Genomic DNA, 26,072 nt, shown 5'->3' on the forward strand with positions numbered 1-26,072 from the left:
GGCCTTCACCCCTCGCGCGGTGGCTGACTAGCTGCTCGGCAGATAGCGCGCACGGGGGGTGGCCATCGGCAGCGGGCCGTCGCCGATCAATCGGAACTCACCTTTCACCGCGTCGTACGCTTTGATCTCGCTGGTTTCGATGTCATACACCCAGCCGTGGATAAACAGCTGGCCGCTGGCCACCCGTGCCGCCACCGATGGGTGGGTGCACAGGTGATTGAGCTGGGCCACCACATTCTCCTCGGTGAGAATACCCAGCCTGTCATGGCCTTCACAGCCGCAGTTCGCCTCGACCACCTTGAGCGCCACTTCGCTGTGACGCAGCCAGGCCTTCACCGTCGGCATGCTCTCCAGGGTCTCGGGGGCCAATACGGCCTTCATCGCACCGCAGTCAGAGTGGCCGCACACGATGATGTGTTGCACGCCCAACGCCAGCACCGCGTACTCGATGGCGGTGGACACCCCACCCATCATCTGCCCGTAGGCCGGCACCACGTTGCCAACATTGCGGTTGACGAACAGGTCGCCAGGCGAGCTTTGCGTGATCAACTCCGGCACCACCCGCGAGTCGGCGCAGGTGATAAACATTGCGCGCGGGTTCTGCGCAGTGGCGAGCTTTTTGAACAGGTCTTCCTGCTGCGGAAATATTTCGCTGCGAAAGCGCTTGAAACCATCAAAGATGATCTGCAAGGCTTCCTCGGCACTCTCAGTACCTGTGCGCCCTTGCAGCGGGATCAACTGATGCTTGTATGGCATGTTTGCGACCTCTGAACCTGAAAAAACCTGCTAAAGCGACAGCCAAGCAGGCTGGCAAGTCACATGCCAAGTGTCACTGGCGCAGGCGCTGACGGCAACCTTGCACGCCTGTTACAGCAGCGCCAGCTGGCCACCCGGCGGACAGAAGCGCGTGCAGTCCAGGTTGAACGCCTCGCGTCGATTCAGACCCAGGCGCTTGCTGGCCAGGGCAAAGCGTTGCGCGAGCAATTCGGCAAACGCCCCTTCACCGCGAAAACGCTGACCGAAACGGCTGTCATACAGCGCACCGCCCCGGCTCTGCCGGATCAGGCTGAGCACATGCTCGGCGCGCTGCGGATAATGCGCCTGCAACCACTCATCGAATAACGGCGCCACTTCACGTGGCAGGCGCAGCAGCATGTAATTGGCGCTCTGCGCGCCGGCCTCCTTGGCCGCTGCCAGCAAGTGCTCCAGCTCCATGTCGTTGATCATCGGGATCATGGGCGAACACAGCACACCAACCGGAATACGGTTGTCACGCAGCACGCGAATCGCCCGTAGGCGCGCTGCCGGCGCAGCGGCGCGCGGCTCCATGATGCGTTTGAGTTCGTCATCCAGGGTGGTCAGGCTGATCATTACCGCCACCAGCCGCTGCTGCGCCAGCTCAGTAAGCAGATCGAGGTCACGCAGAATCAACGAACCCTTGGTAACGATGGTGACCGGGTGACGGTAGTCAAGCAGCACCTTGAGGCTGTTGCGCGTCAGCAGGTGCTGACGCTCGATCGGTTGATAAGGATCGGTGTTGGAACCCAGGTTGATCGGCGCACAGACATAACCAGGCTTGCTCAGTTGCTGTTCAAGCAGCGCCACGGCGTTGGTCTTGGCGATCAGCTTGGTTTCGAAATCCAGCCCCGGCGACAGATCCCAGTAGGCGTGACTGGGCCTGGCATAACAATAAATGCAACCATGTTCACAGCCACGGTAGGGATTGAGCGAGCGGTCGAAGGGCAAGTCCGGCGACTGGTTGCGGGTGATGATGCTTTTTGCGGTTTCGCTGCGCACCTCGGTTGCCCGGCTGGGCGGCACCTCCTGAAACCAGCCGTCATCGCTGGCGATAATGCGCTGCGGCGCAAAACGGTTATGTGGATTACTGGCGGTCCCGCGACCGCGCGGCGGCAAAGAAACGGACATGGGCTGGCTCCATAAATTACTGTATATAAATACAGTAATTTATAAGCATCACCAAGCTTCGAGCGTCCGCCCGCCCTTTCCTGGGATATGCATCAGCCAGCCACCAGTAGCAACAACAGCGGCAAGCTGGCCGCCGCCAGCAGGGTTTGCAGGGTGATGATACCGGCCATCAGTTGGCTCTCACCGCCCAGCTGACGGGTCAGTACATAGGCAGTAGGCGCGGTTGGCAGGGCAAAGAACAACACCAACACCGTGCTTTCCATCGCCGGTAAATGCAGACCATCGGCGACCAGCCAGGCCAGCAAGGGCATGCCCAGCAGACGCAGCAGGCTGTTCCACCCCAGGGCCGGAATCTCGCCGCCCAACTGCTCCGGTTTCAGCGCCGCACCGACACAGAGCAGACCCAGCGGCAGGCTCGCGGCTGCCAGCAGGCTAAGCAGACGGTCACTGCCGCCCGGCAGGCCAAGGCCACTGAGGTTGACCAGCGCGCCGCCCAGGCAGGCTAGGATCAACGGATTCTTCAGGATCGGCAGCAACAGTCTGCGCGCACTGACGCCACGCTCGGCTGTCAGCGACCAGACGGACAGCACATTCACCGTCGGCACCATCAGGGCGAGCATGATGGCCGCCAGGGTCAGGCCTTCTTGGCCAAACAGGCTGCCCACCGCCGCCAAGCCGAGATAGGTATTGAAACGCAGAATGCCTTGGCTGAACGCGCCAAAACGCCCTGCAGGCCAACCCCGCACCCGTCGCACCAGCAACAGCGCCAGCCAGGCAATACCCAGCGCCAGCAGCACCGCCAAACCTAGGCGCGGCAACGCCGGATTATCCAGCGGCGCCGTCGCCAGGCTGCTGAACAGCAGCGCCGGGAACAGTATGAAATAGTTCAGCCGCTCAGCACCCGGCCAAAACGCCTCATTGGGGAACGCCCAGCGACGCAGGTAACAGCCTGCAACGATCAGGGCAAACAATGGCCACAAGGCCAACAACAGTTCGGTCACGGGAGCCCCCGGCGGTGGTCAGCGCTCATCTTGGTCAGCCCTATCGCGTGACGCAAGGCCGATGTCGGGATTAGGCTAATTGACCTGAGCATCCCGACGAGGACGTCCTATGTCTGCTCTCCATCAGGGCGGTTGCCACTGCGGTGCCTTGCGTTATGCGTTCAGCGCGCCGCTACGCGACATTGCCCACTGTCATTGCTCGATCTGCCGACGCAGCACGGGCGGCATCGTCACGACCTGGATCAGCGTGCCGCAGACGAGCTTTCGCTGGTTGGCCGGCAGGCCGCGCGAGTACGCCTCGTCAGCCAGTTGCACACGTTATTTCTGTGGGCAATGCGGCGCGCATCTGGCGTTGCTCACCCAGCTCAGTCCGGAGACCCTGGATGTAACCGTCGCTACGCTGGACGAGCCTGAACTGGCCCCGGCGGATCGGCATATCTGGGTGCAAAGCCGCCTGCCCTGGCTGCACCTCGACCCGCAGCTGCCCGAGGAAGACCAGGAAATCATGGGCTAGGGCAACTGCAGGCCGCCGCCGGATTTATGCAGGGCACGCAGATGCGCACCCAGTTGCGTCAGGTTGGTTTCAGTGGCTTGCATCTCGGCCAAACGAGCCGGCTCCAGCAGAGTGCGCACTTCTTGGTCGAGGTTGTCACTGAGCTGGCGCAATTGCTGCTGGCGCGCCTGGCTTTGGGTTTCCAGTCGCTGCCATTCGGCGCGCTGCGGCAGGCCGTAGCCGCCTTCGAGCAATTCCGCCGGGCGACTGAGAAAACCGCTGTTGGCGAGGATCTGCTGCAACGCACCACCGGCCTTGTTCAGCGTGGGATCAACACCATCACGGCCACTGAGGTAACGGCGCTTGAGCTCATCCTGAGCCAATAGCAGTTGCCGACGCAGTGCCGCCTGCTCGAGCAGCAGCAGGGCCGCGCTGGTGCGCAGATCGGCGCGAGCAAACCAGGGCTGACGCTGCTCCGCCGGTAAGGCCAGCCAGTCCTCGACTTGGGTCTGTTCAATCGGCAGCTGTGCCTGCAGCACACTGAACATGGCCTGGTAACGGTCACGGAACGAGTCGAAGCGATAGCCCAGACGCAATGCCTCGGCATCGTCAGCCAGTACGCTGCGGTCGGCCAGACCACGCGCCACCAGGGTGTCGAGCAGGCCATTGGGCATGATGCTGTCGAGCGCGTGCAGACGCGGATGCTGAGTACCACTGCGCAGCAGCTTGAGGGTTTCCACAGCACAGTTGTTGGAAAGGAACCAGTAGTCGCCGTCATAGCTCCAGTGTTGCTCGACGGCGCGGGTCACCAAATGCTCCAACTGCACACGGTTCAGCCTGAGCGGCACCGAGGCCAGGCTGCGCAGCTCCACCTTGGTGTATTCCTCGATCACCTGCTCCAGTGGCAGCACAAACAGCCGCGAAGGGTAGGCACCCGTCAGGCCATCCCAACTGGACAACTGCACATCACCAACAAAGGCCCGATAGGACAGCACCAGGTGCTCCTGCAGATCCAGCCGACAGTCCGGCCCCAGCGGCCGACCAGGCGCGCAGATGACCAGGCGCAACATGCTGTGGCCCCAACGGCTGGCCAGTGCATCGTTGGCTTCGGCCAGCAGGTAATCCACCTGATACACCCGCTGCGGGTCGATACTGCCCAGCGGCTGGCGAGCGAAGTCGCGCCCGGCATTCAGGTAGGCCAAGCCTTCAGCGCAAGGCTGCTGATTCGCCGGCGTCCAGGCGAAATGCGCGCTCATGTAGCGTGCCAACGAAGGCCGGCGACAGGCGTAGCTGGGGTCGAGGAGGAAATACTCCGTGTTGACGGCGAGAAACTCGCGTGGGTTGCTCAGTTCGTAGCTATCCGGGCTGCGCGCGACCTGATGATTGTCCTGCTCGCGCGTACCACGCCGGCCGACCTGCTGCGGCCAGCCGGCCAGGTCGAGCAGCAGCGGATCATCACTCAGGGTAAAGCGCCGCGCCGTCTGTCCCCGACAGTAATCCGGCAGGCCAACAGCACCCAGGCTCTGCTCGCGCTGACGGCACTGGTGTTGCAGTTGCCGCTCTACCTGCGGCCAGAGCTGGGCGCGGTCATAGAGATGGGTAATTTCGTGCAGCACCGTCGCCAACAATTCGCGGCGCACAGTGCCATGAGGACGTGAGGTCAGGGTGGTGGTGCGACTGCCGTCGCTTAACCCAGGCAGCAACGCGCTATTCAGTTCAATGCCGCTGAAACGCCCGGCGCGGCCATACACCTGCGCAGGCAGATTGCGCCAACGCACGCTCACGCGACGGTCGAGTTGCTGCTTGAGGCGTGGCGGCAAAGCGGCCAAGGCGTCTTGCAGCAGTTGCTGGCTAGCCTGGCGCTCAGCAGGACTGAGTTCGGCATCCGTGAGTTGCAGGCGCAACTCGGCTTGGCTACAGGTGCTGGCCAGTAACGCCAACCCAAGCAGCCAGGTACGCGACCAACTCACAGCGCCAGGATGGCTTCGGCCAGTACCAGATCGGAAGCGCTCTGCGCTTCAGGCACGTGGCTACGAATGATGCCGATGGCCGCTTCCAGCTGGGCACCACGGAACTGCCCTTGGCTGGCAACAAAGCTGGCCGCATCGTCACGCGCCGCGAGCACGACTTTCGAATCACGAATGGACGTGGTGGTATCCGAGGTGAAATCGAAGGAACGATCCAGCGCACGCACGATGATATTGCTGGTCGCCACCAGGGTTTGCGCCTGTGCGGTGGCACTGAGCAGTACAGCTGCAACCAGGGTACTGAGCAAGATAGGGCGCATATGCATCTCCAAAAATCAGCCATTCCGTCGGATGGGCCTGCTTAGACGGGCAGTGTGCCGCACAGTTCCACCAGCGCTTCTGGCCAAGCGCTGGCGGCGCGTTCAAAGGCTGAGGATTGCCGTCGCCAGCTGCATGTCGTCGCCCTGCAGCGTCGGTACCTGCTGACGGATATGCTGCAGAGCGGCCTCCAGGTGCACTCCACGGATGTTGCCCTGGCTGGCGACAAACGCAGCGGCGTCATCGCGCGCGACCAGCACAATCTTGTCATCGGTAAAAGACGAGGACACATCGGAGATCGCTTCCGAGGTCGCCCCAATCGCTCCCACCACCGCATCGGTGGTAACCACAAAGCTGGTCGCGCCAGCCGTGCCTGCCAGAGCCATTAATGCAGCAAGGCTCAAGGTCTTTATCACATTCATATCCACACTCCTGAAAATGGCCCAACAGACAGGCTGGGTTCAGTGTAGACCCCGGCTGTGCGGGTTGGTTGCCCGGCGGCCTAGCGCCAGAACGGCTTTGCCAACTCGGCCTGACGCTGCGCCTCGGTGATGCCGGCGTCGGCCAACTGACGGCTATCAAGGCGCGTCAGTTGTCTGCGAACATCTCTATTACGCTGCCAGCCACAGAATGCTAGATAGGCGCGTAACCAAAGCGGTTGATCCACCTGAGTGTTTTGCGAGGGCTCATGCTTGATTGTGCGTTCCATAGCGCAACTCCTTGTCAAAGACGAAAAAGGGCAACCTATGGTGCGCAGAAGCGGAGAGCAGGGTCAGAGACAGCGCCTGAAAATTGTTATGGCGCAGTAGGCTTTTTATAAGAACTGTACCGCTTAGCAGCACAGCAGACTGTTGCAACCAGTCAACGGCCTGAGCACTTTTCCCGGCACATAAAAAGAAAGCCCCAACACGCAGGGCGCTGGAGCTTTCAAAAATCCCATTAAGGGAGGAGCAGAAATCGGTGCTTGGTGACGCTTAACGCCAGAAGGGCTTGCTCAGTTCAGCATGACGCTGTGCTTCGCTGATGCCGGCGTCGGCAAGCAGACGGCCATCAAGGCGCGCCAACTGGCGGCGGCTAACAACGCGGCGCTGCCATTGCAGAACAGTGGTGAAGATACGCAGCGGCAGGGCGCTGGAGCCGGTGGATTGGCTGTGGTCGAAAAACAGGTCGGAACTGAGGGTACGTTCCATGGTGATCATCCTTCCGCTTGTGGCGGGTCAGTGGTGTGTTGCGATGGGAGAATTATGCAGCGCACACCCATGGTGCTGTAGCCACAGCTGAATTGAATTGCAGGGCTAATAGATAGGTTGCTTCGTAACTGTGCTGTATTTTATTGCGTTAACTGTAATGCTAATAAGTGATTCACTCTGAAATTATGGAATTACCAGACTTATTAACTGCCTTATATAAAAATAGCAGTGATTTATAACCAGTACAGTTACGCATTGCACTGCTGTGACAGCTGACCTGTTTTTCAGATTCTGCGCGGGTTAACAGCGTTTTCTGATCGATCAGACAATTAAGGGCGTGGGCACTGTTGTTTGCGCAAATCGGCCCAACGGCGGGATATACGCGCATAAAAAAGCCCGGCGCGAAGGCCGGGCTCTTTCAGCAACGCTGCGGCGCGTGTTACTCCACCGCTTTAACCATGTCTTCGATGACTTTCTTGGCGTCGCCGAAGACCATCATGGTCTTGTCCAGGTAGAACAGTTCGTTGTCCAGGCCGGCGTAACCGCTGGCCATCGAGCGCTTGTTGACGATCACAGTCTTGGCTTTGTAGGCCTCGAGGATCGGCATGCCGGCGATCGGCGACTTCGGATCGTTCTTCGCGGCTGGGTTGACCACGTCGTTGGCGCCCAGCACCAGCACCACGTCGGCCTGGCCGAACTCGGAGTTGATGTCTTCCATCTCGAACACCTGCTCGTAAGGCACTTCGGCCTCAGCCAGCAGAACGTTCATGTGGCCCGGCATACGACCGGCAACCGGATGAATCGCGTACTTCACGGTCACGCCGCGGTGAGTCAGCTTCTCGGCCAGCTCCATCAGTGCGTGCTGGGCACGGGCTACCGCGAGGCCGTAGCCCGGAACGATGATCACGGTGTCGGCGTTGGTCAGCAGGAAGGCGGCGTCGTCGGACGAGCCAGACTTAACCGGACGCGCTTCCTGGGTACCGGCTGGGCCGCCGGCATCTGCCGCGCCACCAAAGCCACCGAGGATGACGTTGAAGAACGAGCGATTCATCGCCTTACACATGATGTACGAGAGAATCGCGCCCGAAGAACCCACCAGCGAACCGGCAATGATCAGCATCGAGTTGTTCAGCGAGAAGCCGATACCGGCCGCCGCCCATCCCGAGTAGCTGTTGAGCATCGACACCACCACCGGCATGTCAGCACCGCCAATCGGGATGATGATCAGCACGCCGATGACGAAGGCCAGGGCCACCAGAATGGCGAAGGCGGTGATGTTGCCGGTGAAGGTGTAGTACAGACCCAGGCCGATGATGGCCAGGCCAACCAGCAGGTTGACCAGGTGCTGGCCCTTGAACTGTACCGGTGCGCCCTGGAACAGGCGGAACTTGTATTTGCCCGAGAGTTTGCCGAAGGCGATGACCGAACCGGAAAAGGTGATCGCGCCAATGGCCGCACCGAGGAACAGTTCCAGACGGTTACCGGCCGGGATTGCATCACCCAGGGCCGCAACGATACCCAGGGACTGCGGTTCGACGACGGCGGCAATGGCGATAAACACCGCAGCCAGGCCGATCATGCTGTGCATGAAGGCGACCAGTTCCGGCATCTTGGTCATTTCCACACGCTTGGCCATGATCGAGCCAGCGGTACCGCCGACCAGCAGGCCGACAATCACGTAACCGATGCCCTGGGTGGCAATTTCAGCACCGAGCTTGTAGATCAGGCCGACGGTGGTAAGCACCGCGATGCCCATACCGATCATGCCGAACAGGTTGCCGCGACGCGACGTGGTCGGGTGCGACAGGCCTTTAAGCGCCTGGATAAAGCAGATCGAGGCGACGAGATAGAGAACAGTGATCAGGTTCATGCTCATCAGTGCTTCTCCGCCTGCGCCTTGGGCGCTTTCTTCTTGAACATTTCCAGCATGCGCCGGGTTACCAGGAAACCACCGAACACGTTGACCGCCGCCAGGGCCACCGCCAGGGTGCCCATGGCTTTGCCCAGCGGGGTCACGGTGAGGGCAGCGGCCAGCATGGCGCCGACGATGACGATCGCGGAAATCGCGTTGGTTACCGCCATCAGCGGGGTGTGCAGGGCCGGGGTGACGTTCCATACCACGTGGTAGCCCACATAGATGGCCAGCGCGAAGATGATCAGGTTGTAGATGCCATCAGAAATCATATCCATGAGCGGTACTCCCCTTAGCCGTTAGTGCGCACGACGTTGCCATCGCGGCACATCAGGCACGCAGCGACGATGTCGTCTTCAAGGTTGAGGTGGAACTTGCCTTCGCCGTCGATGACCAGCTTGAGGAAGTCCAGCAGGTTGCGTGCATACAGCGCGGAAGCATCCGCCGGCACCATGGCCGCCAGGTTGCTGTGGCCCACGATGGTCACGCCATGCTTGATCACCACCTGCTCGGCTTCGGTCAGCGGGCAGTTGCCGCCTTGCGCCGCCGCGAGATCGATGATCACCGAACCTGGTTTCATTTCCGCCACAGTGGCTTCATGCAGCAGAGTCGGCGCCTTGCGGCCCGGAATCAGTGCGGTGGTGATGACGATGTCAGCCTGCTTGGCGCGCTCGTGCACCGCCTTGGCCTGACGCTCCATCCACGAGGCGGGCATCGGCCGGGCATAGCCGCCCACGCCTTGGGCGCACTCACGCTCTTCATCGGTCTCGAACGGCACGTCGACGAACTTGGCGCCGAGCGACTCGATCTGCTCCTTCACGGCAGGACGCACGTCGGAGGCCTCGATCACCGCACCCAGGCGCTTGGCCGTCGCGATGGCTTGCAGACCTGCCACACCGGCACCAAGAATCAGCACGCGTGCGGCTTTGACCGTACCGGCCGCCGTCATCAGCATCGGCATAAAGCGCGGGTAGTGATGCGCCGCCAGCAGCACGGCCTTGTAGCCGGCGATGTTGGCTTGCGAGCTCAGTACATCCAGGCTCTGTGCGCGGGACGTGCGCGGCGCAGCTTCCAGGGCAAAGGCGGTGATGCCGCGGGCATTCATGCGGGCGATGGTTTCGTTGCTGAACGGGTTGAGCATGCCAACCAGCACCGCGCCGGTTTTCATGTGGGCCAGCTCGGCTTCGGTCGGCGCAACCACTTTGAGCACCAGATCGGCACCAAAAGCAGCGGCATCATTGCCGATGGCGGCGCCAACGGCTTCATAGGCACTGTCCGGAATGCTGGCGCTGACGCCGGCACCGGTTTGCACAGTCACCTGATGGCCCTGGCCGATCAGCTTCTTGATGGTTTCGGGAGTTGCGGCAACGCGCGTCTCACCAGCATGGGTTTCGAGAGGAACACCGATGTGCACTTCAATTCTCCTGCGTGATCTTTTTAGTGAACCGGCGCACTGCGGGTGGCACGCGGGCAATGGGGAGGATCAGCACAAACCCGACCTGCAAACAGCATTGATACAAGCGGGGCGCGGCATTTTGCAGGCGAAGGCCATAGCCTTCAAGGCGTTATGAAGTAAAACCTTGCGATAACTACAAGTCACTGCATGACCTCACAACCAGCAAAAACCCGTAAGACCTTGTGGAGCAAGGCTTATAGCCAGTCGAGCGAAGCAAAGTAGGGTTTATACATTCTTGACGTAAATGCAGCGCCATCAGATCAACGGCGATACCCCTGACAAACCGGTAGAACCACTGTTTCAGGGGGCTGCAGGGACATTTGTGTGCAAAAAATGCAACACCTGGCACGCGCCGGTAGGCGGGTAAGTGTAGCCATCCAGATAGCTGACTACGGGGTCAACATTGATCGAACCCGCACGCTGGGCGGCCTTTCTCGCGAGGTAACGGTTTTTACGACCAATTGCCGCCGAAGCTTTGACGGTCTTTCTCGCCAACAACCTGACAGACCGTTGTCTATTTCAAGCCATGGACCAGGGCATAGGCATGCGCCTCGCGCACCAGCCAGTCGCGCAGCAACAACAGTGCCGCCGATTCCAACTTGCGCTCGGGAATCATCAGGTAATACGCCTTGTCGGTCGGCAGGCTCAACGGCACAGCAATCACCAGCCGTCCCTCATCCAACTCACGGCGAATCAGAAACGGCGGAATCAGTGCAACGCCCATTTCGTGCATGGCCGCCTGGGCCAACATGGAGAACAGCTCATAACGCGGCCCGGTCATGTCTCGCACGGTACTCACCCCCTGGGCATTGAACCACTGACGCCAAGCGTAAGGCCGCGTGGTCTGCTGTAACAGCGGCAGGTTGGCGATCTGCTCGGCACTGAGCGCCGCCTGGCCGCCCAGCAACGAAGGGCTGCACACCGGCATCGGGTTTTCGCCCATCAGTAGATGGGCCTGGGTACCGGACCAGTCGCCATCGCCGAAGTACACCGCCGCGTCGAACTCGGTATCGGCAAACAGAAAGGGCCGCGTGCGGTTGGTCAGGTTGACCGTGATCTCCGGGTGCAGGCGCTGAAAATCCTTCAAGCGCGGTAGCAACCACTGCGTACCAAAGGTCGGCACCACCGCCAGTTCGATACTCATCGCGCCCTGCTGGCCCATCACCGCCAGGGTGTCGCGCTCCACGGCATCAAGCTGTCCGGCCACCCGCCGCGCGTAGGATTGCCCGGCCTCCGTCAGCAGCACGCCACGGCGCGAACGGCGGAACAACTCGATATTAAGGAAGGCCTCCAGCGCGGCTATCTGCCGGCACACTGCGCCCTGAGTCAGGCTCAGTTCCTGCGCCGCTTTGGTGAAACTCTGGTGCCGAGCAGCAGACTCGAACGCGATAAGGGCGGCGGTGCTGGGAATCTTGCGGCGCATCTGTGCGTCACCCTCACTTTGATCGGTTAAACAGGCCGACTAAAGCTATCTCGAAGTGAGCAACTCGCACAACTGCGTGCGCAATACTCGTTTGCCTGCCTGCCACAAGCCGCCTACGATCAATCCACTCACCGGCGAGCGCAGTGCGGCTGCGCAGATACCCGCCCTATCACTGTCTGATTTCGAGGTTTTCGCGATGGCCAAGGCAAGCTTCAACTGGATCGACCCGCTGCTGCTCGATCAGCAACTGACCGAAGAAGAGCGCATGGTGCGTGACAGCGCCCAGCAGTTTGCCGCCGACAAGCTGGCCCCGCGCGTACTTGAAGCCTTCCGCCACGAGCAGACCGACCCGAAAATTTTCCGCGAGATGGGCGACACCGGCCTGCTCGGCGCCACTATTCCCGCCGAATACGGCGGCAGCGGCCTGAACTACGTGTGCTACGGCCTGATCGCCCGCGAAGTCGAGCGCATCGACTCCGGCTACCGCTCGATGATGAGCGTGCAGTCCTCCTTGGTGATGGTGCCGATCTTCGAGTTCGGCAACGAAGCGACCAAGCAGAAGTACCTGCCCAAACTGGCCAGCGGCGAATATATCGGCTGCTTCGGCCTCACCGAGCCGGATCACGGCTCCGACCCTGGTTCGATGATCACCCGCGCGAAGAAAGTCGACGGCGGCTACCGCCTGACCGGCGCGAAGATGTGGATCACCAACAGCCCGATCGCCGATGTGTTTGTGGTCTGGGCCAAGGATGATGCCGGCGAGATTCGCGGCTTTGTCCTGGAAAAAGGCTGGCAAGGCCTTAGCACCCCGGCGATTCACGGCAAGGTCGGCCTGCGCGCGTCGATCACCGGTGAAATCGTCATGGACAACGTGTTCTGCCCGGAAGAAAACGCCTTCCCCGACGTGCGCGGCCTGAAAGGCCCGTTCACCTGCCTCAACTCGGCCCGTTACGGCATCAGCTGGGGCGCGCTGGGTGCGGCCGAGTTCTGCTGGCACACCGCGCGTCAGTACACCCTCGACCGCAAACAATTCGGTCGCCCGCTGGCGCAAACCCAGCTGATTCAGAAGAAACTCGCCGACATGCAGACCGAGATCACCCTGGCCCTGCAAGGTTGCTTGCGCCTCGGCCGGATGAAGGACGAAGGCACCGCGGCGGTGGAAATCACCTCGATCATGAAGCGCAACAGCTGCGGCAAGGCGCTGGATATCGCGCGCCTGGCCCGCGACATGATGGGCGGCAACGGCATCAGCGACGAGTACGGCGTGGCCCGTCATCTGGTCAATCTGGAAGTGGTCAACACCTATGAAGGCACCCACGACGTGCATGCGCTGATCCTCGGCAGGGCTCAGACCGGACTGCAGGCGTTCTTTTGATCCACACGTAGGTTGGGTTAAGGCGCGCAGCGCCGAAGCCCAACAAACAACAGCCCCATATGACCGCTTTGTTGGGCTTTGCAGGCTAAACGGAACGCCGCCCGACCCAACCTACGCCCAATTGCAACCGTGAGGCCTCTCATGCCCGGCGCCCTATCGCATATCCGCGTACTCGACCTGTCCCGCGTACTCGCCGGCCCCTGGGCTGGGCAGATTCTTGGTGACCTCGGGGCTGAGGTGATCAAGGTCGAACGTCCCGGTTCAGGTGACGACACCCGCCACTGGGGGCCGCCCTATGTGAAAGATGCCAACGGCCATGACTCGCGCGAAGCGGCGTATTTCCAGAGCGCCAACCGCAACAAACAATCGGTGACGCTGGATTTCACCCAACCCGAAGGCCAGCGTTTGGTGCGCGAGTTGGTGCAGAACTGCGATGTGCTGCTGGAGAACTTCAAGGTCGGCGGCCTGGCGGCTTACGGCCTCGACTACGCCTCGTTGAAAGCGCTTAATCCACGGCTTATTTATTGCTCGATCACCGGCTTTGGCCAGGACGGTCCTTACGCCAAACGTGCCGGTTACGACTTTATGATTCAGGGCCTCGGCGGGCTGATGAGCCTGACCGGCAAGCCCGACGGCGAGGAGGGTGCCGGCCCCATCAAGGTCGGCGTCGCCCTCACCGATATTCTCACCGGCCTGTATGCCACGGTCGGCGTGTTGGCCGCGCTCAACCAGCGCGAACAGTCCGGCCTCGGCCAGCATATCGACGTGGCCTTGCTGGATGTGCAGGTGGCTTGCCTGGCCAATCAGGCGATGAATTACCTCAACACCGGCGTCGCGCCCAAGCGCCTGGGCAATGCCCATCCCAACATCGTCCCCTATCAGGATTTCCCCTCGGCCGATGGCAACTTCATCATCGCCGTGGGCAACGATGGGCAGTTCCGCAAGCTGTGCGAGGTCGCTGGCCTGACGGCGTTGGCCGATGACCCGCGCTTTTCTACCAACAAGGCACGCGTCGCCCATCGCGCCGAGCTGATCCCGCTGCTGCGCCAAGCCACGGTGTTTAAAACCACCGCCGAATGGGTGACACTGCTGGAAACTGCCGGCGTGCCCTGCGGGCCGATCAACGATTTGGCGCAGGTGTTTGCCGACCCCCACGTGCAAGCGCGCGGCCTGCGCCTCGACCTGCCCAACAGTCTGGGCAGCACCACGCCTCAAGTTGCCAGCCCGCTGCGCCTGTCCGAAACCCCGGTGGAATACCGCAACGCACCACCGCTGCTCGGTGAACACACCGAGCAGGTACTCACCCGCCACCTGGGTCTAAGCGCAGAGCAGATCACCGCCTTACGTGAAGCTGGGGTGCTGTAGAACGCACTAACCCGGCTGCCCATCCACCCGCGCGGTGCAGAACATCAACGCGTAGTGGCGCACAAACAGGGCAAAGGCCGCGATCCACAGTAAGCTGGACAGCTCCAGCCCTGCATCCGGTGCGAACGGCACCAGCAGCACCCGTGCCACAACCGCCAGCTGCAGACTGGCAAACGCCCAGCCCATCGCGACCGGCGGCTGCAACGGCCGACCGGTATGCCCGAGGCTGACCCGCGCCAGCATCGCCAGAATCGCCCCGCCGACCGTACCCAGCGCCAAGGCGTGGTAGGCCAAGCTGGCGTTGCTCAGCCAGCCGGCATGCCAGGCCGCCAGGGCCAGTAACGCCAGCGGCAACCAGGCATAGGCCAGGTGCAATGACCACAGCAGCGGTACGCGCCAGATCCCGGCGTCATACCAGTGCCACAGGCGCAAACCATGCAGCGCAACCAGAGCCAGCAACAGCGGCAGCAGCCATAGCGACGTTTGCACGGCCAAGCCACTGGCAAACAGCAGCGCTTGGCTTAGCGACAACACCAGCACCAGCAGATCCAGGCGCGGCCGCGGTGCAGCAGGCTCCGCTCGGTTAAGGCCACGCTGGGTAAAGAACGGAATCACCCGCCCACCGATAATGCTCACCAGCGCAGCAATCAGCAACAACCCGGCCAATGCACCGCGCCGCTGCAAATCGTCATCACCCAGCGCCAGGCCATACAGCAGCAGCCACTCGCAGCCGGCCATCAGCAACACCACGGCCACCAGCGGGTAGTTGCGCCACTGGCGTACCTGCCACAGCTGCCGTCCAAGCAACAACGCCAGCAGCGGTAGAAAGGGCAGTTGCAGCGCCAGCAAAAGTGGCAACGGCGCACCGAACAGCCAGGCCAGTCGCGCCAGTAACCACAAGCCGAACAGCGCCGCCAGCGGCCAACCGCTCAGGCCTGGCCGCCCCGTCCAGTTCTGCACGGCGGTGAGCAGAAAGCCGGCAATGATCGCCACTGCAAAACCGAACGGCAGTTCATGCCGATGCCAAACCAAGCTACCGCCCACCGGCTGCCAACCTGGCAGATAACCCAGTAATGCCGCCGCCCACAGACCGATTGCCAGCACGGCAAACAGCGCGCCACCGAGAAAGAACGGGCGAAAACCCAGCCGCCACAGTGGCGCAACGGCCAGTTCCTGCTGGCGATCACGCAACTGCACAGCAAGGCTCCTGTTGCTTGCGCAGATGTTGCTGCGCGGCCAGGCGCAGCACATAACCGAGCTTGAGCAGACCTGGGCCGATGATCGTCAGCGCATGCGCCGTGACCAGGCTGCCCATACTCAGCTGCGCCTCCAGGCCATAAGCGCCCAGCAAGCCGCTGAGCAACAGCAGCACACCGGCCAGCAGCATGCGGTTCGCCAGTTGCAGTACCCGCGATGGGCAGGATAGATACGCCAACATAATCACCTCCTAGGCCGCGTTATTAACTGTCCAGCGCGCTGGCCGGACCAAAGAACTCGTAATGGCTCTGCGCCGCCGGTACGCCGAGGCTGTGCAGATGCCGTTTGACCTGCGCCATAAACGGCTTGGGGCCGAGGAAGTAGGCATCCAGATCGCGCTGCTCAGGCAGCCATTGCGCCAGCTGCTCCAGGCTGAGCAAGCCTTCAGCATCACCCTGATCGCCCGCACGCGGCTCGCTGTAGCACACGTAATGGCGCAGCTGTGGACGCTCAGCACGCTGCGCCTCAACCCAGTCACGGAAGGCGTGCACGCCGGCATGGCGGGCGCAGTGGATAAAGTGGATATCGCGGCCCGTGTCGCGCGCCGCCTCCAGCATGCTCAGCGCTGGGGTGATGCCGACACCGGCGGTGATCAGCACCAGCGGCTTGGCCGACTCGCGCAGGACGAAATTCCCTGCCGGCGCGAACAGCTCCAGGCTGTCGCCGACTTGCAGCTGGTCATGCAGGTAATTGGAGACTTTGCCGCCCGCCTCACGCTTGACGCTGATGCGGTACTCGCGGCCATTGCTCAGGGCCGACAGCGAGTAGTTGCGACGCTGCTCGCCACCGTCCAGCAGCAGGCGCAGGCCGATGTACTGGCCGGGCTGGAATGCCGCCAACGCGCCACCGTCGGCCGGCACCAGGTACAGCGAAACGATCTCCTCGCTCTCCTGCACCTTGCGGCTCAAGCGGAAACTGCGTGCCCCGCGCCAGCCACCCTCGGCATTGGCGTTGGCACTGTAAGCGGCCTCTTCAGCGCCAATCAGGATGTTCGCCAGTTGCCCATACGCCACGGCCCAGGCCTCGATCACCGCATCGGTGGCAATCTCTTCACCGAGCACTTCACGAATCGCCCGCAGCAGGCAGCTGCCGACAATCGGGTAATGCTCGGGCAGGATCTGCAGCGACACATGTTTGTTGACGATCTGTCCGACCAGCGGCCCCAACGCCTCCAACCGGTCGATATGCCGGGCGTACATCAGCACCGCATTGGCCAGGGCACGCTGTTGGCCGCCGCTGGCCTGGTGCGCCTGATTGAACAGCGCGCGCACCTCGGGGTACTCGCTCAGCATCATCTGGTAGAAGTGCCGGGTCAGGGCCTCACCGCCGCTTTCCAGCAGCGGTACGGTGGCTTTGATCAGGGCGGTTTGGGCAGGGGTCAACATAGTGCTTCCTCGTCAAGGTGACACGCTGCACTTGCGCAGCGCTTCGGTTCATATCACTCTGGCTATTACAGGAAGCGTGCCAATTATTTTATTTATATAAATCATAGACTTATAAATACTTGTGTCTTTATGACAGCAAGCATTCCGAGTCTTAATGACAACTAGCGTGTCCTTATGACAGCAAATCCACTGCTTACCGCCCTGATTCCCCTGGTCGCCGATCTGTCCCGCGAACTGCCAGAAGCCGAGCGCTATCGCCGCCTGCTGAACGCGCTGCGGCAGCTGCTGCCGTGCGACGCCGTGGCGCTGCTCAAGCTCGACGGCGATGTGCTGATTCCGCTGGCCGTTGAAGGGCTGAGCGCCGACACCCTTGGCCGGCGCTTCAAGCTCGACGAACAGCCGCGCCTGCAGGCCCTGCTGGCGCAACGCGGGCCGACCCGCTTTGCCACTGACTGCGAGATGCCCGACCCCTATGACGGCCTGGTCGACGGCCATCGCGGCCACTTGCCCGTGCATGACTGCCTCGGCTGTCCATTGTATGTACAGGACCAGCCCTGGGGTCTGCTGACCCTCGACTCGCTCGATCCGGCGAGCTTCGGCCGGGTCGATCTCGACAACCTGCAGGCTTTCGCCAGCCTGGCCGCTGCTACCGTGATGGCCAGCGAACGGATCAACGCACTGCTGCAACGCGCCGAGGATCAGCACCAGTTGGCCGAGGCTTACAAGCAGGCCGCCGTCCAGCAACGCCCGCGCGAACTGATCGGCCAGAGCGCTGTGCACAAGCGCCTGGCAGCGGAGATTGCGCTGGTCGGCAACAGTGAACTGAGCGTGCTGATCAGCGGTGAAACTGGGGTCGGTAAAGAGCTGGTTGCCGAAGCCCTGCACGCCGCATCCCCACGCGCAGCAAAGCCGCTGATCAGCCTCAACTGCGCGGCGCTGCCCGATAACCTGGTGGAAAGCGAACTGTTCGGCCATGTACGCGGGGCCTTTACCGGCGCGCACAACGAGCGTCGCGGCAAGTTCGAACTGGCCGATGGCGGCAGCCTGTTTCTCGATGAAATCGGTGAACTACCGCTGGCTGCGCAAGCCAAGCTGCTGCGCGTATTGCAAAGCGGCCAGCTGCAACGGGTCGGTGCCGACCAGGAGCAGCGGGTCAATGTGCGCGTACTGGCCGCCAGCAACCGCGACCTGGCCGAGGAAGTGCGCGCCGGGCGTTTTCGCGCCGACCTGTATCACCGCCTCAGCGTCTACCCGCTGAAAGTCCCGGCGCTGCGCGAACGCGGCCGTGATGCACTGCTGCTGGCCGGCTACTTCCTCGAAGAAAACCGCGCCCGCCTGGGCTTACGCAGCCTGCGTCTGACGGCCGAAGCCCAGGCCAGCCTGCTGGCGTACAACTGGCCGGGCAACGTGCGCGAACTCGAGCACCTGATCGGCCGCGCCGCACTCAAGGCACTGGCAGGCTGCAGCGAACGCCCACGCATTCTCAGCATCGACAGCACCCACCTGGATTTGCCGAGCAGCCAGCCAACAGCAGCACCTGCGACTCAACGCACAGCAGAGCCATACAGCCAACTGCCACTGCGCGAAGCCATCGACGCCTACCAGAAACAACTGATCAGCCAAGCGCTGGAGCGCCATCAACACACATGGGCCGCCGCCGCCCGCGAACTGGGCATCGACCGCGCCAACCTGATCCGCCTGGCCAAGCGCCTGGGGTTGGAAAATGGCTGACAACAGGCCGCATAACTGCAGGCACGTTGCTAACATTTGAGTAGGTTCGACCTGAGCCTGTTGGTCCCGGCAATAGGCAAATGCAATTTGTCGAAGCGCCGGCCGGAAGTAGCTAATAGCCACTGTATTTTCCCGCTCCCTGCGGAGAGCCCTTATGGCTGCTGACACCCATACAGATCGCATCAAAGTCGAGGCAGCGCAGCTGACCATCGGCATGTATGTGGTGGAGCTGGATCGGCCATGGACGGACACATCCTTTCTCTTTCAGGGCTTCCGCATACGTCAGCAGCAGGAAATCCGCCTGTTACAAGAAGCCTGCCGCTATGTCTGGGTCGATGCGAGCCGCTCAATCGGAATGCTCAGTCAGCTGACAGAGAACCTGGCGCAGCCCGACAACCTGCAACCGGTGATTGCCAAGGTCGAATTCAACCTGGAAATACAGCAGGCCGCCCCCACCTGGCATGCAGCTCGTGAGGAATCGCTGCGTATCCTGCAAGCCATAAAAATGGGGCAGGAGCTGGATGTCGGTGCCGTCAAGGCGGTGATCAAGGACTGTGTCGAAAGCATTCTGCGCAACCCGGCGGCCATGCTCTGGCTGGCGCGCATCAAGAACAGTGATGATTACACCGCCGAGCACTCACTGCGGGTTTCCATCCTGTCGATTGCTCTGGGTAAAGAACTCGGCCTGCCGGCATATCAACTGGAGCAGATCGGCGTCTGCGGCATGCTCCACGATGTCGGCAAGATCAAGGTACCCAGCGAGATTCTCAACAAACCCGGCGCGCTAACCCACGATGAACTGCGCATCATGCAGAGCCATGCGGCTGAAGGACGCAAGCTGTTGATGAGCAATCAGCAGATCACCCCAGCCACTGTCGACGTGGCTTACTCGCATCACGAGCGCCTCGATGGCAAGGGCTACCCGCGCGGCCTGGATGCCAGCAAAATCCCTTACTTTGCCAAGATCATCGCCGTTGCCGACAGCTATGACGCGATCAACAGTGATCGCATTTACAGCAAAGGCAAATCCAGCCTGGAGTCGTTACGCATACTGTTTGATGCCACCAACAGCCATTTCGATGAAGAAATCGTCGGCTGTTTCATTCGTTTGATCGGCATCTATCCACCGGGTGAAATTGTCGAACTGAACACCGGTGAGGTCGGCATCATTATTGGCTGCGCGCCCGGCAATAAGCTCAAGCCCAGGGTGATACGGGTGCTGGATGCAGAAAAGCAGCCCTGCAAGGAAAGCATCATCGACCTTACCCAGACTGTTCGGGATGCAGCGGGAAAGCCCTATCGAATTCGCGAGGTACACAGCAGCGGAGCCTTTGGCATTGATATTGAAGCCTATCGACGCAAAGGTCTGATGATCCCTGACAACCTCTGAGGTGCTCACAGCATGAGCGTTCAGCTCAGAACGCCGCTCACCCACCTCACCCGGCAATTCGCCGGCTACGGCTCGACAGCGGTATCCGCTTGCTCTAGCGTCCCAGCTCCGATCCGATTATTCAGGCCTGCCATGTCCAAGATCCTGCCCGCTGTATTCGCCGTGTTGTTGCCGATCATGGCCACCGCCGCTGAACCTCAGAAAACCTTCTACCTGAGCCCTTTCGCTGTGGAGAGCCCAAACGACAAGCAACAGCGTGAACACGCGGCACAGCTGGACGACGCCTTGAAACAGGCCCTGCTGGCCCGCCAGATTAAGGTGCAGCCGCTCAATGACCAGGCGGCCTTGCCTGACAGCGGCTGGCTGATTCAAGGGCAGGTGTCGAGCCAGGCCGGCCGACGCCTGGTGCGCACAGCGGTTGGCTTTGGCGCAGGCGCCAGTGCTGTCGAGGCACAGGTGTGGATCAGTGATCTGGCGGCCGGAGAGGTGCAGCAACTGACCGCCCAGGACCGCTCCGGGCGTCTGCCTGGGGCGCTGCTCACCCGCAACCCTCAACTCGCAGCAGCCAAATTTCTCCTGGAGCGCCGGGCGCTGAATCGCAACATCGATGAAGTGGCCGGGGAACTGGCGGATGACATCAGCCGCTCACTGTCCCAAACACCCTAAACACTGCATTGCCGGCCGGGCGACACCGCAGCGCGGCAGCACGATCAGCGGCTAACAGGCTCAGGTAGCGCCACCTCGCGCTTCTGCACGGCATGTGCTGCCAGCACCTGGAGAATCCGTTGACTGGCCTGACCGTCGCCAAATGGATTACTCCAATTGATGGCCACTCGGCGCAGGCTTTGCTCAGCCTCGACCAGGCTGTACTCCGTCGTGACCGGAGCGAGCCGAGCGGCGCCACTTTCCAGGCTTTCCGGACGCTCGGTATTCGCCCGCAACACCAGGCAGGGCCGCTGTAGCACGCAGGCCTCTTCCTGCAGGCCACCACTGTCTGTCAACACAAGTTGGGCGCCCTGCAACAAGGCAAGCAGGTCAAGGTAGGTCACCGGGTCGATGGCTTTGATGCGCGCCTGGCCACCAATGATCTGTTGATGCTGATGGCCGAGTCTGGGATGGACAGGGAAAACCACTGTACGCTCCAGGCTGTCGGCCAGGCGCTGTACGGCTGTCATCAACCGCGCAAAGTGCCCAAGATCATCCGTGTTGCCCGGCCGATGGCAGGTCAGCAGCAGATAGCGGCCTGGCTGCAGGTCGAGTGTCGAATGAATGGTCGAATGCTGTTCGGCGCGCCGGGCATGGCGCAAGGTCGCGTCGTTGCCAGTATTTCCCGTTACATGAACATGCGGCCCCTGGATCCCCTCCTTGGCCAGCAAGCGCTGCTGCAACGCAGAGGGGCAGAACCAGAAGCTGGACAGGTGATCCAGCAATATCCGGTTCACTTCCTCAGGCATGGTTTTATCATAGCTACGCAACCCGGCCTCCACATGCGCAACCGGAATATTCAATTTGTTGGCAGCCAGCCCACCGGCCAGTGAACTGTTGGTGTCCCCTTGCACCACCACATAGTCTGGCTGCAAGGTCTGCAATAGCGGCTCTATGCCCATCATCATCCGGGCCAGTTGCGCCGTAGCCGTCTCAGAACCGACCCCAAGGTTGAAATGCGCGCGAGGTAGTTCAAGTTCGTCGAAGAACACGCTGTCCATTGACGCCGCATAGTGCTGATTGGTGTGAATCAGCGTGTAGTGAATGCCCTCGCGAATACAGGCACTGATCAACGACGACAGTTTGATTATTTCCGGGCGTGTACCCAGTACAAATACCAGATGCATTGGGTGCTGCTCCGAACGATCCTGGGGGATGGAATGACTCAAGAATGCTGCGTGCGCTATCAGCGGCCAAGCTGGCTTGATGGAGAAACCAAGCTCTCATAGAGCCTGACAAGCGCAGCTGCTTTGCGTTGCCAGGTAAACCCCTCGCGCACCGCCTCAATGACGGCCTCCGAAACATTGCTGGACGCGCTGTGTGCAAGGCTCTCGGCAAGGGCATTGGGATTCCCCACGGGGAAAATCGCTTCCCAACCCACAACGTCGGTGATGGAACGACAGCCTTCGATATCTGAACAGGCAATCGGCACCCCGGCGAGGAGTGCTTCTAGCACCACCGTCGGCATGCCTTCCCGTTCCGACGCCAGTAGCATGGAGTCACACCCCGCCATCATCCGCTGCGTCACGTGGTCGTCTTGCCAGCCATGAAAGCGAACGCGCGCGGTCAATTTCTGCTGCGCAGCCAACGCCTCAAGTCGCACCCGGTCAGAACCTTGCCCAACGATATGCAGCACGGCCTGTTTCAGGTGCGGGGTGTTCAGTGCAGCAATCGCATCATCGAGGCGTTTTATCGGGTCGAGACGGCCCACTGAAAGCAATGCCGGGGAGCCCTCCAGTTTAATGGGGGCGTCGGCTGTGGCCTGGCGGCGCTCATCGATGCAGTTGGGGACGATCATGGTTTTCTTCGGGCATAAGCCGCGCTTGGCCAACTCACCTTCCCAGCCCTGATGAAGCAGAATAACGGTTGCGGCCCCGCGCACCATCACGCGCTCAACCGTTGTGTCCCATACGCGTTTGGCCAAGCGGTACCACAACGGCCCAGCGTTGTAGTAGCAATGCGGTGTATAGATCAAGGGTACGCCACGTATGATCGCGCATGCCGCGGCCAGCGCGGCTATCGGCGAGCGTGCACCGTGCACATGAACCACGTCACTGTTGCCAACGGCACGCCACAACTGCCCGTAGCTTCCTTTGCATAAATTGGCAGGGCTGCTGTCTGCGCTGATCAGCGGGGCAAGAATCGTCAGCCGAATGGCAGGGTTAGCCTGGATCGCCTGGGCCAAGCCCTGGATATGGCGCGCCACGCCGCTGCACAAGGGCTCGAACTCTCGGCTGACATGCAGCACTTGTATGGTCACAGATCGCGCTCCAACGGTTGTTCTCGTTTCAGTCGCTGCAGTAAATCGGCAAAGCTTCCGGACGGGCGCGAGAAGCAGGCAGCAAGCCATGTGTTCTGCGCCTCGGCGCAGGCAAGGCGAAAGGCATGATCCTCCTGCAGGCGTCGATACAGCGCTGAAAGCTGATCAGCCGTCTCCACCTGCAAAGGGGCCGCCACGACATCGCGTGCCACCGTGTTGCCCGCCAAAGGAAGTCGAAGGGTTACGACCCAGTGCCCTGCCAGTGCGGCATCGAGCATCGCGGTGGAGCAGTAACCGGCGACAAGGCAGCAAGCCGTCGCTGCTGGCTTTAGTTCCGCATGCGGTGGCTGCCGTGTGGCGGTGGCCACTGCACCGATGTAGGGCTGCCCTTCCTGAGGGTGCAGCAGGATACGCGCTTGCGGCATGACGTCCAACAGATCGGCGGCGAATGTACTGAGCATGCCGTGAATACCGTCCCCGAGCACCTGCGCATGGGTCTGGGAAAGCAGTGCAACAGCTGTAGGTGCGCTGTGGGTTGACGTCATGACCATCTCGCCACGCCCCAGGGCATCTTCAATCAGCCGGGTGCCTGCCGCAGTCTGGGCGGTAAATGCACGGCGGCTGCTGCTGCCCCAAACCACATACCAATCGGCATGCGTTGGAAAGAACTCATCTGTTGGTATGCCGTGCTGCAGACAGATAGCCGGCAAACCAAGACCGATAGCAGCTCTGCTCATCAGATCAAAATCGTTGTGCAGTAAGAGCACCCCACGGCATTCGGCCAGGGTTTTCTGCAGGCTGGCGACCCAGAGTCGGCGCCGAGTCAGACAGCAGGCCAGGGTCAGAGGGTACTGCTTCAATGAACCCATGAAAGTACGCAGTGCGGACATCCATGAGCGCCAGCCGATTCGAGCGGGACGCATGACAGGCAGACCCGCCGCAAAAAGCGCAGGCCGGAGTCGAGGGTGAGCCAGGACCAGGGGCTGATAACCCGTAGCGGCGATATCAGGAAGACTACGCGACAGGGTTCCCCAGCCGCTGACGCCGGCCAGGGTAGTGAGCATTACAGCCTGGTGTGTAGCAGAGCCACGTGGTTCAGGGCCGGTATGAAACAGCAATAACCACACATCGCGCAGCAGTGCCGCACATGCCCGCAATCGGGCCATCAAGGGTGATCTACCCGCGGCCAGAAAGAACATCTCATGGCGCACGGCTGCAGCTTCTTCGCCAAAGCGCTGAAGCAAATCAACATACTGCTCCGAGAACCTGCCTCGCAGCCCAGTTGATGACTTCATAGGGTAATATCCGCCTGTTCGAGTGGCGTTACGCTACAGCTGGTGACGCTCAGTTGCCAACTCCGGTTAAGCAGTGCTTGGTTGGCTGACGATAGCCTATGCGCATCGTGCAAAGTGCCGAGCCACATGAACATTACGTTATGAGAGTATTGGCGTATGCGCCCTGTGTAATGCCGGGACACTTCGTTTAACTCAGATTGAGTTGTAAGTCGCGCCCCTAAGACAAGGCTTCGGGCGCATGAGTACGTTATTGGGATTATTGAAGGGCCGATCGTTGAGTAGTCACAGCGTTAAAGTCCCTGCTTCGCGCTATTGGTTTCGCGGCATCACGGTCGGTGTGATGGCCTGGCTGGCCAGCGAGTTAGTTGCGCCACAGATGCTGGGTGAGACCGTTTTTCTGGGGGCAATGCCGGCTGTACTGCTGTTCATATTCTTGGACCGCCTGATGCTCTGCCCCCAAAGCCGGCTGGCAGAGCGCCTGGCAACCAATCTTGGTCAGTTGCTAATCACGCTTGCGGCGGCGAACTCTGTTGCTGCGCTCGCTGATACCTCATTGCCGTGGTTGTGGTCAGTGGCGTGGTTGACCATGACCGGCCTGAGCCTGGTCGCTTTGGAAATGCTCAATAATCAGGTTGCCGCTTGGCGACCACAGATGCCCATTCAAGTAATCGCTGGAGAATGCCGTCACGCCAGTGAGTACGTTGCTCAGCAGATCAGCGCCACGCAGCAGCTCACGCGCGAACAGGCCGTTGCGTGGCTGAGTGATGAGCACAGCCGTCCTCCTGCAGGACAAGTGCTTATCTTTGATGCCTGTTTACAAGCCCCAGCAGCGCCAACCTGCTCAGCCGCAGATCAGCATGTGCCTGGAACAGCGTTGTCTGCAGCTCAGAAACGGCTCTTCGACTTAATGTGTGCATCCCTTCTTCTTGGCTGCTGCGCACCCATCATGTTGGGCATCGCGTTTATTGTCCGCGCGTACGACGGTGGCCCGGTCATATTTCGCCAGAAGCGCCTGGGCCTGCACGGGGTTTGCTTTACGGTATTGAAGTTTCGCAGCATGCGCGTGAGCGCAGGGCATGACCCGCTGGCTCCTCAGGCGCAGAACCATGATCCGCGTATTACACCGGTTGGTCGGTGGATACGTCACTGGGGGCTGGATGAGCTTCCACAACTGCTGAACGTCATGCGGGGCGATATGTCCATGGTCGGCCCGCGACCTCACGCCGTCGCACATGACGTGCACTATGCCGCCAGCATCGCGTATTACAACCTGCGCCAGGCAGCCAAGCCCGGTTTAACAGGCCTGGCGCAAATACGGGGGCAGCGCGGTGAAACCAAGACCATTGCCGACATGCTGCTGAGAGTCGCCGATGATCTGGAGTACATCTCCCGGCAGTCAGTGTTTTTGGACACCTTCATCGTATTGAGCACGCCGCTCGCCTTGCTTCGTGGCACAGCCAAGAACCTTCGTTCAGCGCATCAGCACGACTCGCCCGCCCCAGTCGCAGCACAAACATCGAGGCCCGCCGAACAGTCCTCCAGGGAAGTCATGTCCTGACACCTGGAGTGCAAGCTGAGCTGATCAACCGACGGTGCTTCAACCAATGCGTTGTCCATCACGCC

General features: G+C 61.2%; 25 protein-coding genes. 7 read left to right on the top strand and 18 right to left on the bottom strand.

Going from position 1 to position 26,072, the window contains the following annotated elements:
* Positions 1-27: 27 nt before the first annotated feature.
* The 3 genes from OU997_RS07825 to OU997_RS07835 form a co-directional block, all read right to left on the bottom strand.
* Positions 28-756, bottom strand: a complete 729-nt coding sequence (locus OU997_RS07825) for a carbonic anhydrase (protein ID WP_108486652.1) — start codon at positions 754-756, stop codon at positions 28-30.
* A 111-nt stretch (positions 757-867) separates the two neighbouring features.
* Complete coding sequence (locus OU997_RS07830; protein ID WP_267809570.1) at positions 868-1,926, bottom strand: PA0069 family radical SAM protein; 1,059 nt, start codon at positions 1,924-1,926, stop codon at positions 868-870.
* 92 nt (positions 1,927-2,018) lie between these two features.
* Entirely contained in the window at positions 2,019-2,927 is a 909-nt protein-coding gene (locus OU997_RS07835) for an AEC family transporter (protein WP_108486654.1), read from the bottom strand.
* Between the two features lie 109 nt (positions 2,928-3,036).
* On the opposite strand from OU997_RS07835, the gene OU997_RS07840 reads away from it, so the two are divergent.
* Entirely contained in the window at positions 3,037-3,441 is a 405-nt protein-coding gene (locus tag OU997_RS07840) for a GFA family protein (protein ID WP_267809571.1), read from the top strand.
* Here the strand turns inward: OU997_RS07840 and OU997_RS07845 are convergent.
* The 9 genes from OU997_RS07845 to OU997_RS07885 all read right to left on the bottom strand — a co-directional run bounded on the left by OU997_RS07845 (position 3,438) and on the right by OU997_RS07885 (position 11,686).
* Positions 3,438-5,390 carry a DUF4105 domain-containing protein gene (locus OU997_RS07845; RefSeq protein WP_267809572.1) on the bottom strand — a complete coding sequence of 651 codons (1,953 nt, stop codon included), beginning with the start codon at positions 5,388-5,390 and terminating at the stop codon, positions 3,438-3,440. The two genes, OU997_RS07840 and OU997_RS07845, sit on opposite strands and share 4 nt — an antisense overlap.
* Complete coding sequence (locus tag OU997_RS07850; protein ID WP_108486657.1) at positions 5,387-5,707, bottom strand: DUF2388 domain-containing protein; 321 nt, start codon at positions 5,705-5,707, stop codon at positions 5,387-5,389. Before OU997_RS07850 ends, OU997_RS07845 begins: the two co-directional genes overlap by 4 nt.
* Before the next feature lie 102 nt (positions 5,708-5,809).
* Positions 5,810-6,127 (bottom strand): DUF2388 domain-containing protein, encoded by a 318-nt coding sequence (locus OU997_RS07855; RefSeq protein WP_108486658.1) that lies wholly within the window; start codon positions 6,125-6,127, stop codon positions 5,810-5,812.
* 80 nt (positions 6,128-6,207) lie between these two features.
* The gene (locus tag OU997_RS20860) at positions 6,208-6,414 is read right to left on the bottom strand and encodes a DUF1127 domain-containing protein (protein ID WP_324288941.1); all 207 of its coding nucleotides are present in this window, start codon (positions 6,412-6,414) and stop codon (positions 6,208-6,210) included.
* A 265-nt stretch (positions 6,415-6,679) separates the two neighbouring features.
* Positions 6,680-6,895, bottom strand: a complete 216-nt coding sequence (locus OU997_RS07865; protein ID WP_108486660.1) for a DUF1127 domain-containing protein — start codon at positions 6,893-6,895, stop codon at positions 6,680-6,682.
* A gap of 439 nt (positions 6,896-7,334) precedes the next feature.
* On the bottom strand, positions 7,335-8,771 hold the full coding sequence (locus tag OU997_RS07870) for an NAD(P)(+) transhydrogenase (Re/Si-specific) subunit beta (protein WP_108486661.1): 1,437 nt from the start codon (positions 8,769-8,771) through the stop codon (positions 7,335-7,337).
* Positions 8,771-9,085 carry an NAD(P) transhydrogenase subunit alpha gene (locus OU997_RS07875; protein WP_108486662.1) on the bottom strand — a complete coding sequence of 105 codons (315 nt, stop codon included), beginning with the start codon at positions 9,083-9,085 and terminating at the stop codon, positions 8,771-8,773. Before OU997_RS07875 ends, OU997_RS07870 begins: the two co-directional genes overlap by 1 nt.
* Positions 9,086-9,099: 14 nt before the next feature.
* Entirely contained in the window at positions 9,100-10,221 is a 1,122-nt protein-coding gene (locus tag OU997_RS07880) for a Re/Si-specific NAD(P)(+) transhydrogenase subunit alpha (protein ID WP_108486663.1), read from the bottom strand.
* Positions 10,222-10,777: 556 nt separating this feature from the next.
* Entirely contained in the window at positions 10,778-11,686 is a 909-nt protein-coding gene (locus tag OU997_RS07885) for a LysR family transcriptional regulator (protein WP_108486664.1), read from the bottom strand.
* Between the two features lie 196 nt (positions 11,687-11,882).
* On the opposite strand from OU997_RS07885, the gene OU997_RS07890 reads away from it, so the two are divergent.
* Both OU997_RS07890 and OU997_RS07895 read left to right on the top strand, forming a co-directional pair.
* The gene (locus tag OU997_RS07890; RefSeq protein ID WP_108486668.1) at positions 11,883-13,061 is read left to right on the top strand and encodes an acyl-CoA dehydrogenase; all 1,179 of its coding nucleotides are present in this window, start codon (positions 11,883-11,885) and stop codon (positions 13,059-13,061) included.
* 141 nt (positions 13,062-13,202) lie between these two features.
* Entirely contained in the window at positions 13,203-14,426 is a 1,224-nt protein-coding gene (locus OU997_RS07895; protein WP_267809573.1) for a CaiB/BaiF CoA transferase family protein, read from the top strand.
* A gap of 6 nt (positions 14,427-14,432) precedes the next feature.
* Here the strand turns inward: OU997_RS07895 and OU997_RS07900 are convergent, their stop codons facing one another.
* Genes OU997_RS07900 through hmpA form a run of 3 tightly spaced genes read right to left on the bottom strand, consistent with a single transcriptional unit; the run spans position 14,433 to position 17,068 of the window.
* Positions 14,433-15,623, bottom strand: coding sequence for an NnrS family protein (locus OU997_RS07900; protein WP_267809574.1), 1,191 nt, complete (start codon positions 15,621-15,623; stop codon positions 14,433-14,435).
* Positions 15,610-15,864, bottom strand: coding sequence for a hypothetical protein (locus OU997_RS07905; RefSeq protein ID WP_069521419.1), 255 nt, complete (start codon positions 15,862-15,864; stop codon positions 15,610-15,612). The genes OU997_RS07900 and OU997_RS07905 overlap by 14 nt, the downstream gene beginning before the upstream one ends.
* 22 nt (positions 15,865-15,886) lie before the next feature.
* Positions 15,887-17,068: an NO-inducible flavohemoprotein gene (gene hmpA, locus OU997_RS07910; protein ID WP_108486667.1), complete on the bottom strand. Its 1,182-nt coding sequence runs from the start codon at positions 17,066-17,068 to the stop codon at positions 15,887-15,889.
* Positions 17,069-17,242: 174 nt separating this feature from the next.
* Between hmpA and norR the strand changes: the two genes are divergently transcribed.
* The 3 genes from norR (at position 17,243) to OU997_RS07925 (ending at position 20,855) form a co-directional block, all read left to right on the top strand.
* Positions 17,243-18,799, top strand: a complete 1,557-nt coding sequence (norR, locus tag OU997_RS07915; protein ID WP_267809575.1) for a nitric oxide reductase transcriptional regulator NorR — start codon at positions 17,243-17,245, stop codon at positions 18,797-18,799.
* A 154-nt stretch (positions 18,800-18,953) separates the two neighbouring features.
* A complete protein-coding gene (locus OU997_RS07920) occupies positions 18,954-20,189 on the top strand; it encodes an HD-GYP domain-containing protein (protein ID WP_108490530.1) in 1,236 nt (411 codons plus the stop codon).
* Between the two features lie 132 nt (positions 20,190-20,321).
* Positions 20,322-20,855, top strand: a complete 534-nt coding sequence (locus OU997_RS07925) for a DUF4410 domain-containing protein (RefSeq protein WP_267809576.1) — start codon at positions 20,322-20,324, stop codon at positions 20,853-20,855.
* A gap of 44 nt (positions 20,856-20,899) precedes the next feature.
* Here the strand turns inward: OU997_RS07925 and wecB are convergent, their stop codons facing one another.
* Genes wecB through OU997_RS07940 form a run of 3 tightly spaced genes read right to left on the bottom strand, consistent with a single transcriptional unit; the run spans position 20,900 to position 24,449 of the window.
* Positions 20,900-22,021 carry a non-hydrolyzing UDP-N-acetylglucosamine 2-epimerase gene (wecB, locus tag OU997_RS07930; protein ID WP_267809577.1) on the bottom strand — a complete coding sequence of 374 codons (1,122 nt, stop codon included), beginning with the start codon at positions 22,019-22,021 and terminating at the stop codon, positions 20,900-20,902.
* 59 nt (positions 22,022-22,080) lie between these two features.
* Complete coding sequence (locus tag OU997_RS07935; RefSeq protein WP_267809578.1) at positions 22,081-23,154, bottom strand: glycosyltransferase family 4 protein; 1,074 nt, start codon at positions 23,152-23,154, stop codon at positions 22,081-22,083.
* The gene (locus tag OU997_RS07940) at positions 23,151-24,449 is read right to left on the bottom strand and encodes a hypothetical protein (protein ID WP_267809579.1); all 1,299 of its coding nucleotides are present in this window, start codon (positions 24,447-24,449) and stop codon (positions 23,151-23,153) included. Before OU997_RS07940 ends, OU997_RS07935 begins: the two co-directional genes overlap by 4 nt.
* A gap of 238 nt (positions 24,450-24,687) precedes the next feature.
* On the opposite strand from OU997_RS07940, the gene OU997_RS07945 reads away from it, so the two are divergent.
* Positions 24,688-26,007, top strand: a complete 1,320-nt coding sequence (locus OU997_RS07945; RefSeq protein ID WP_267809580.1) for a sugar transferase — start codon at positions 24,688-24,690, stop codon at positions 26,005-26,007.
* Positions 26,008-26,072: the final 65 nt, after the last annotated feature.

The sequence above is a fragment of the Pseudomonas sp. SL4(2022) genome (assembly GCF_026625725.1).
Taxonomy (GTDB): Bacteria; Pseudomonadota; Gammaproteobacteria; order Pseudomonadales; family Pseudomonadaceae; genus Aquipseudomonas.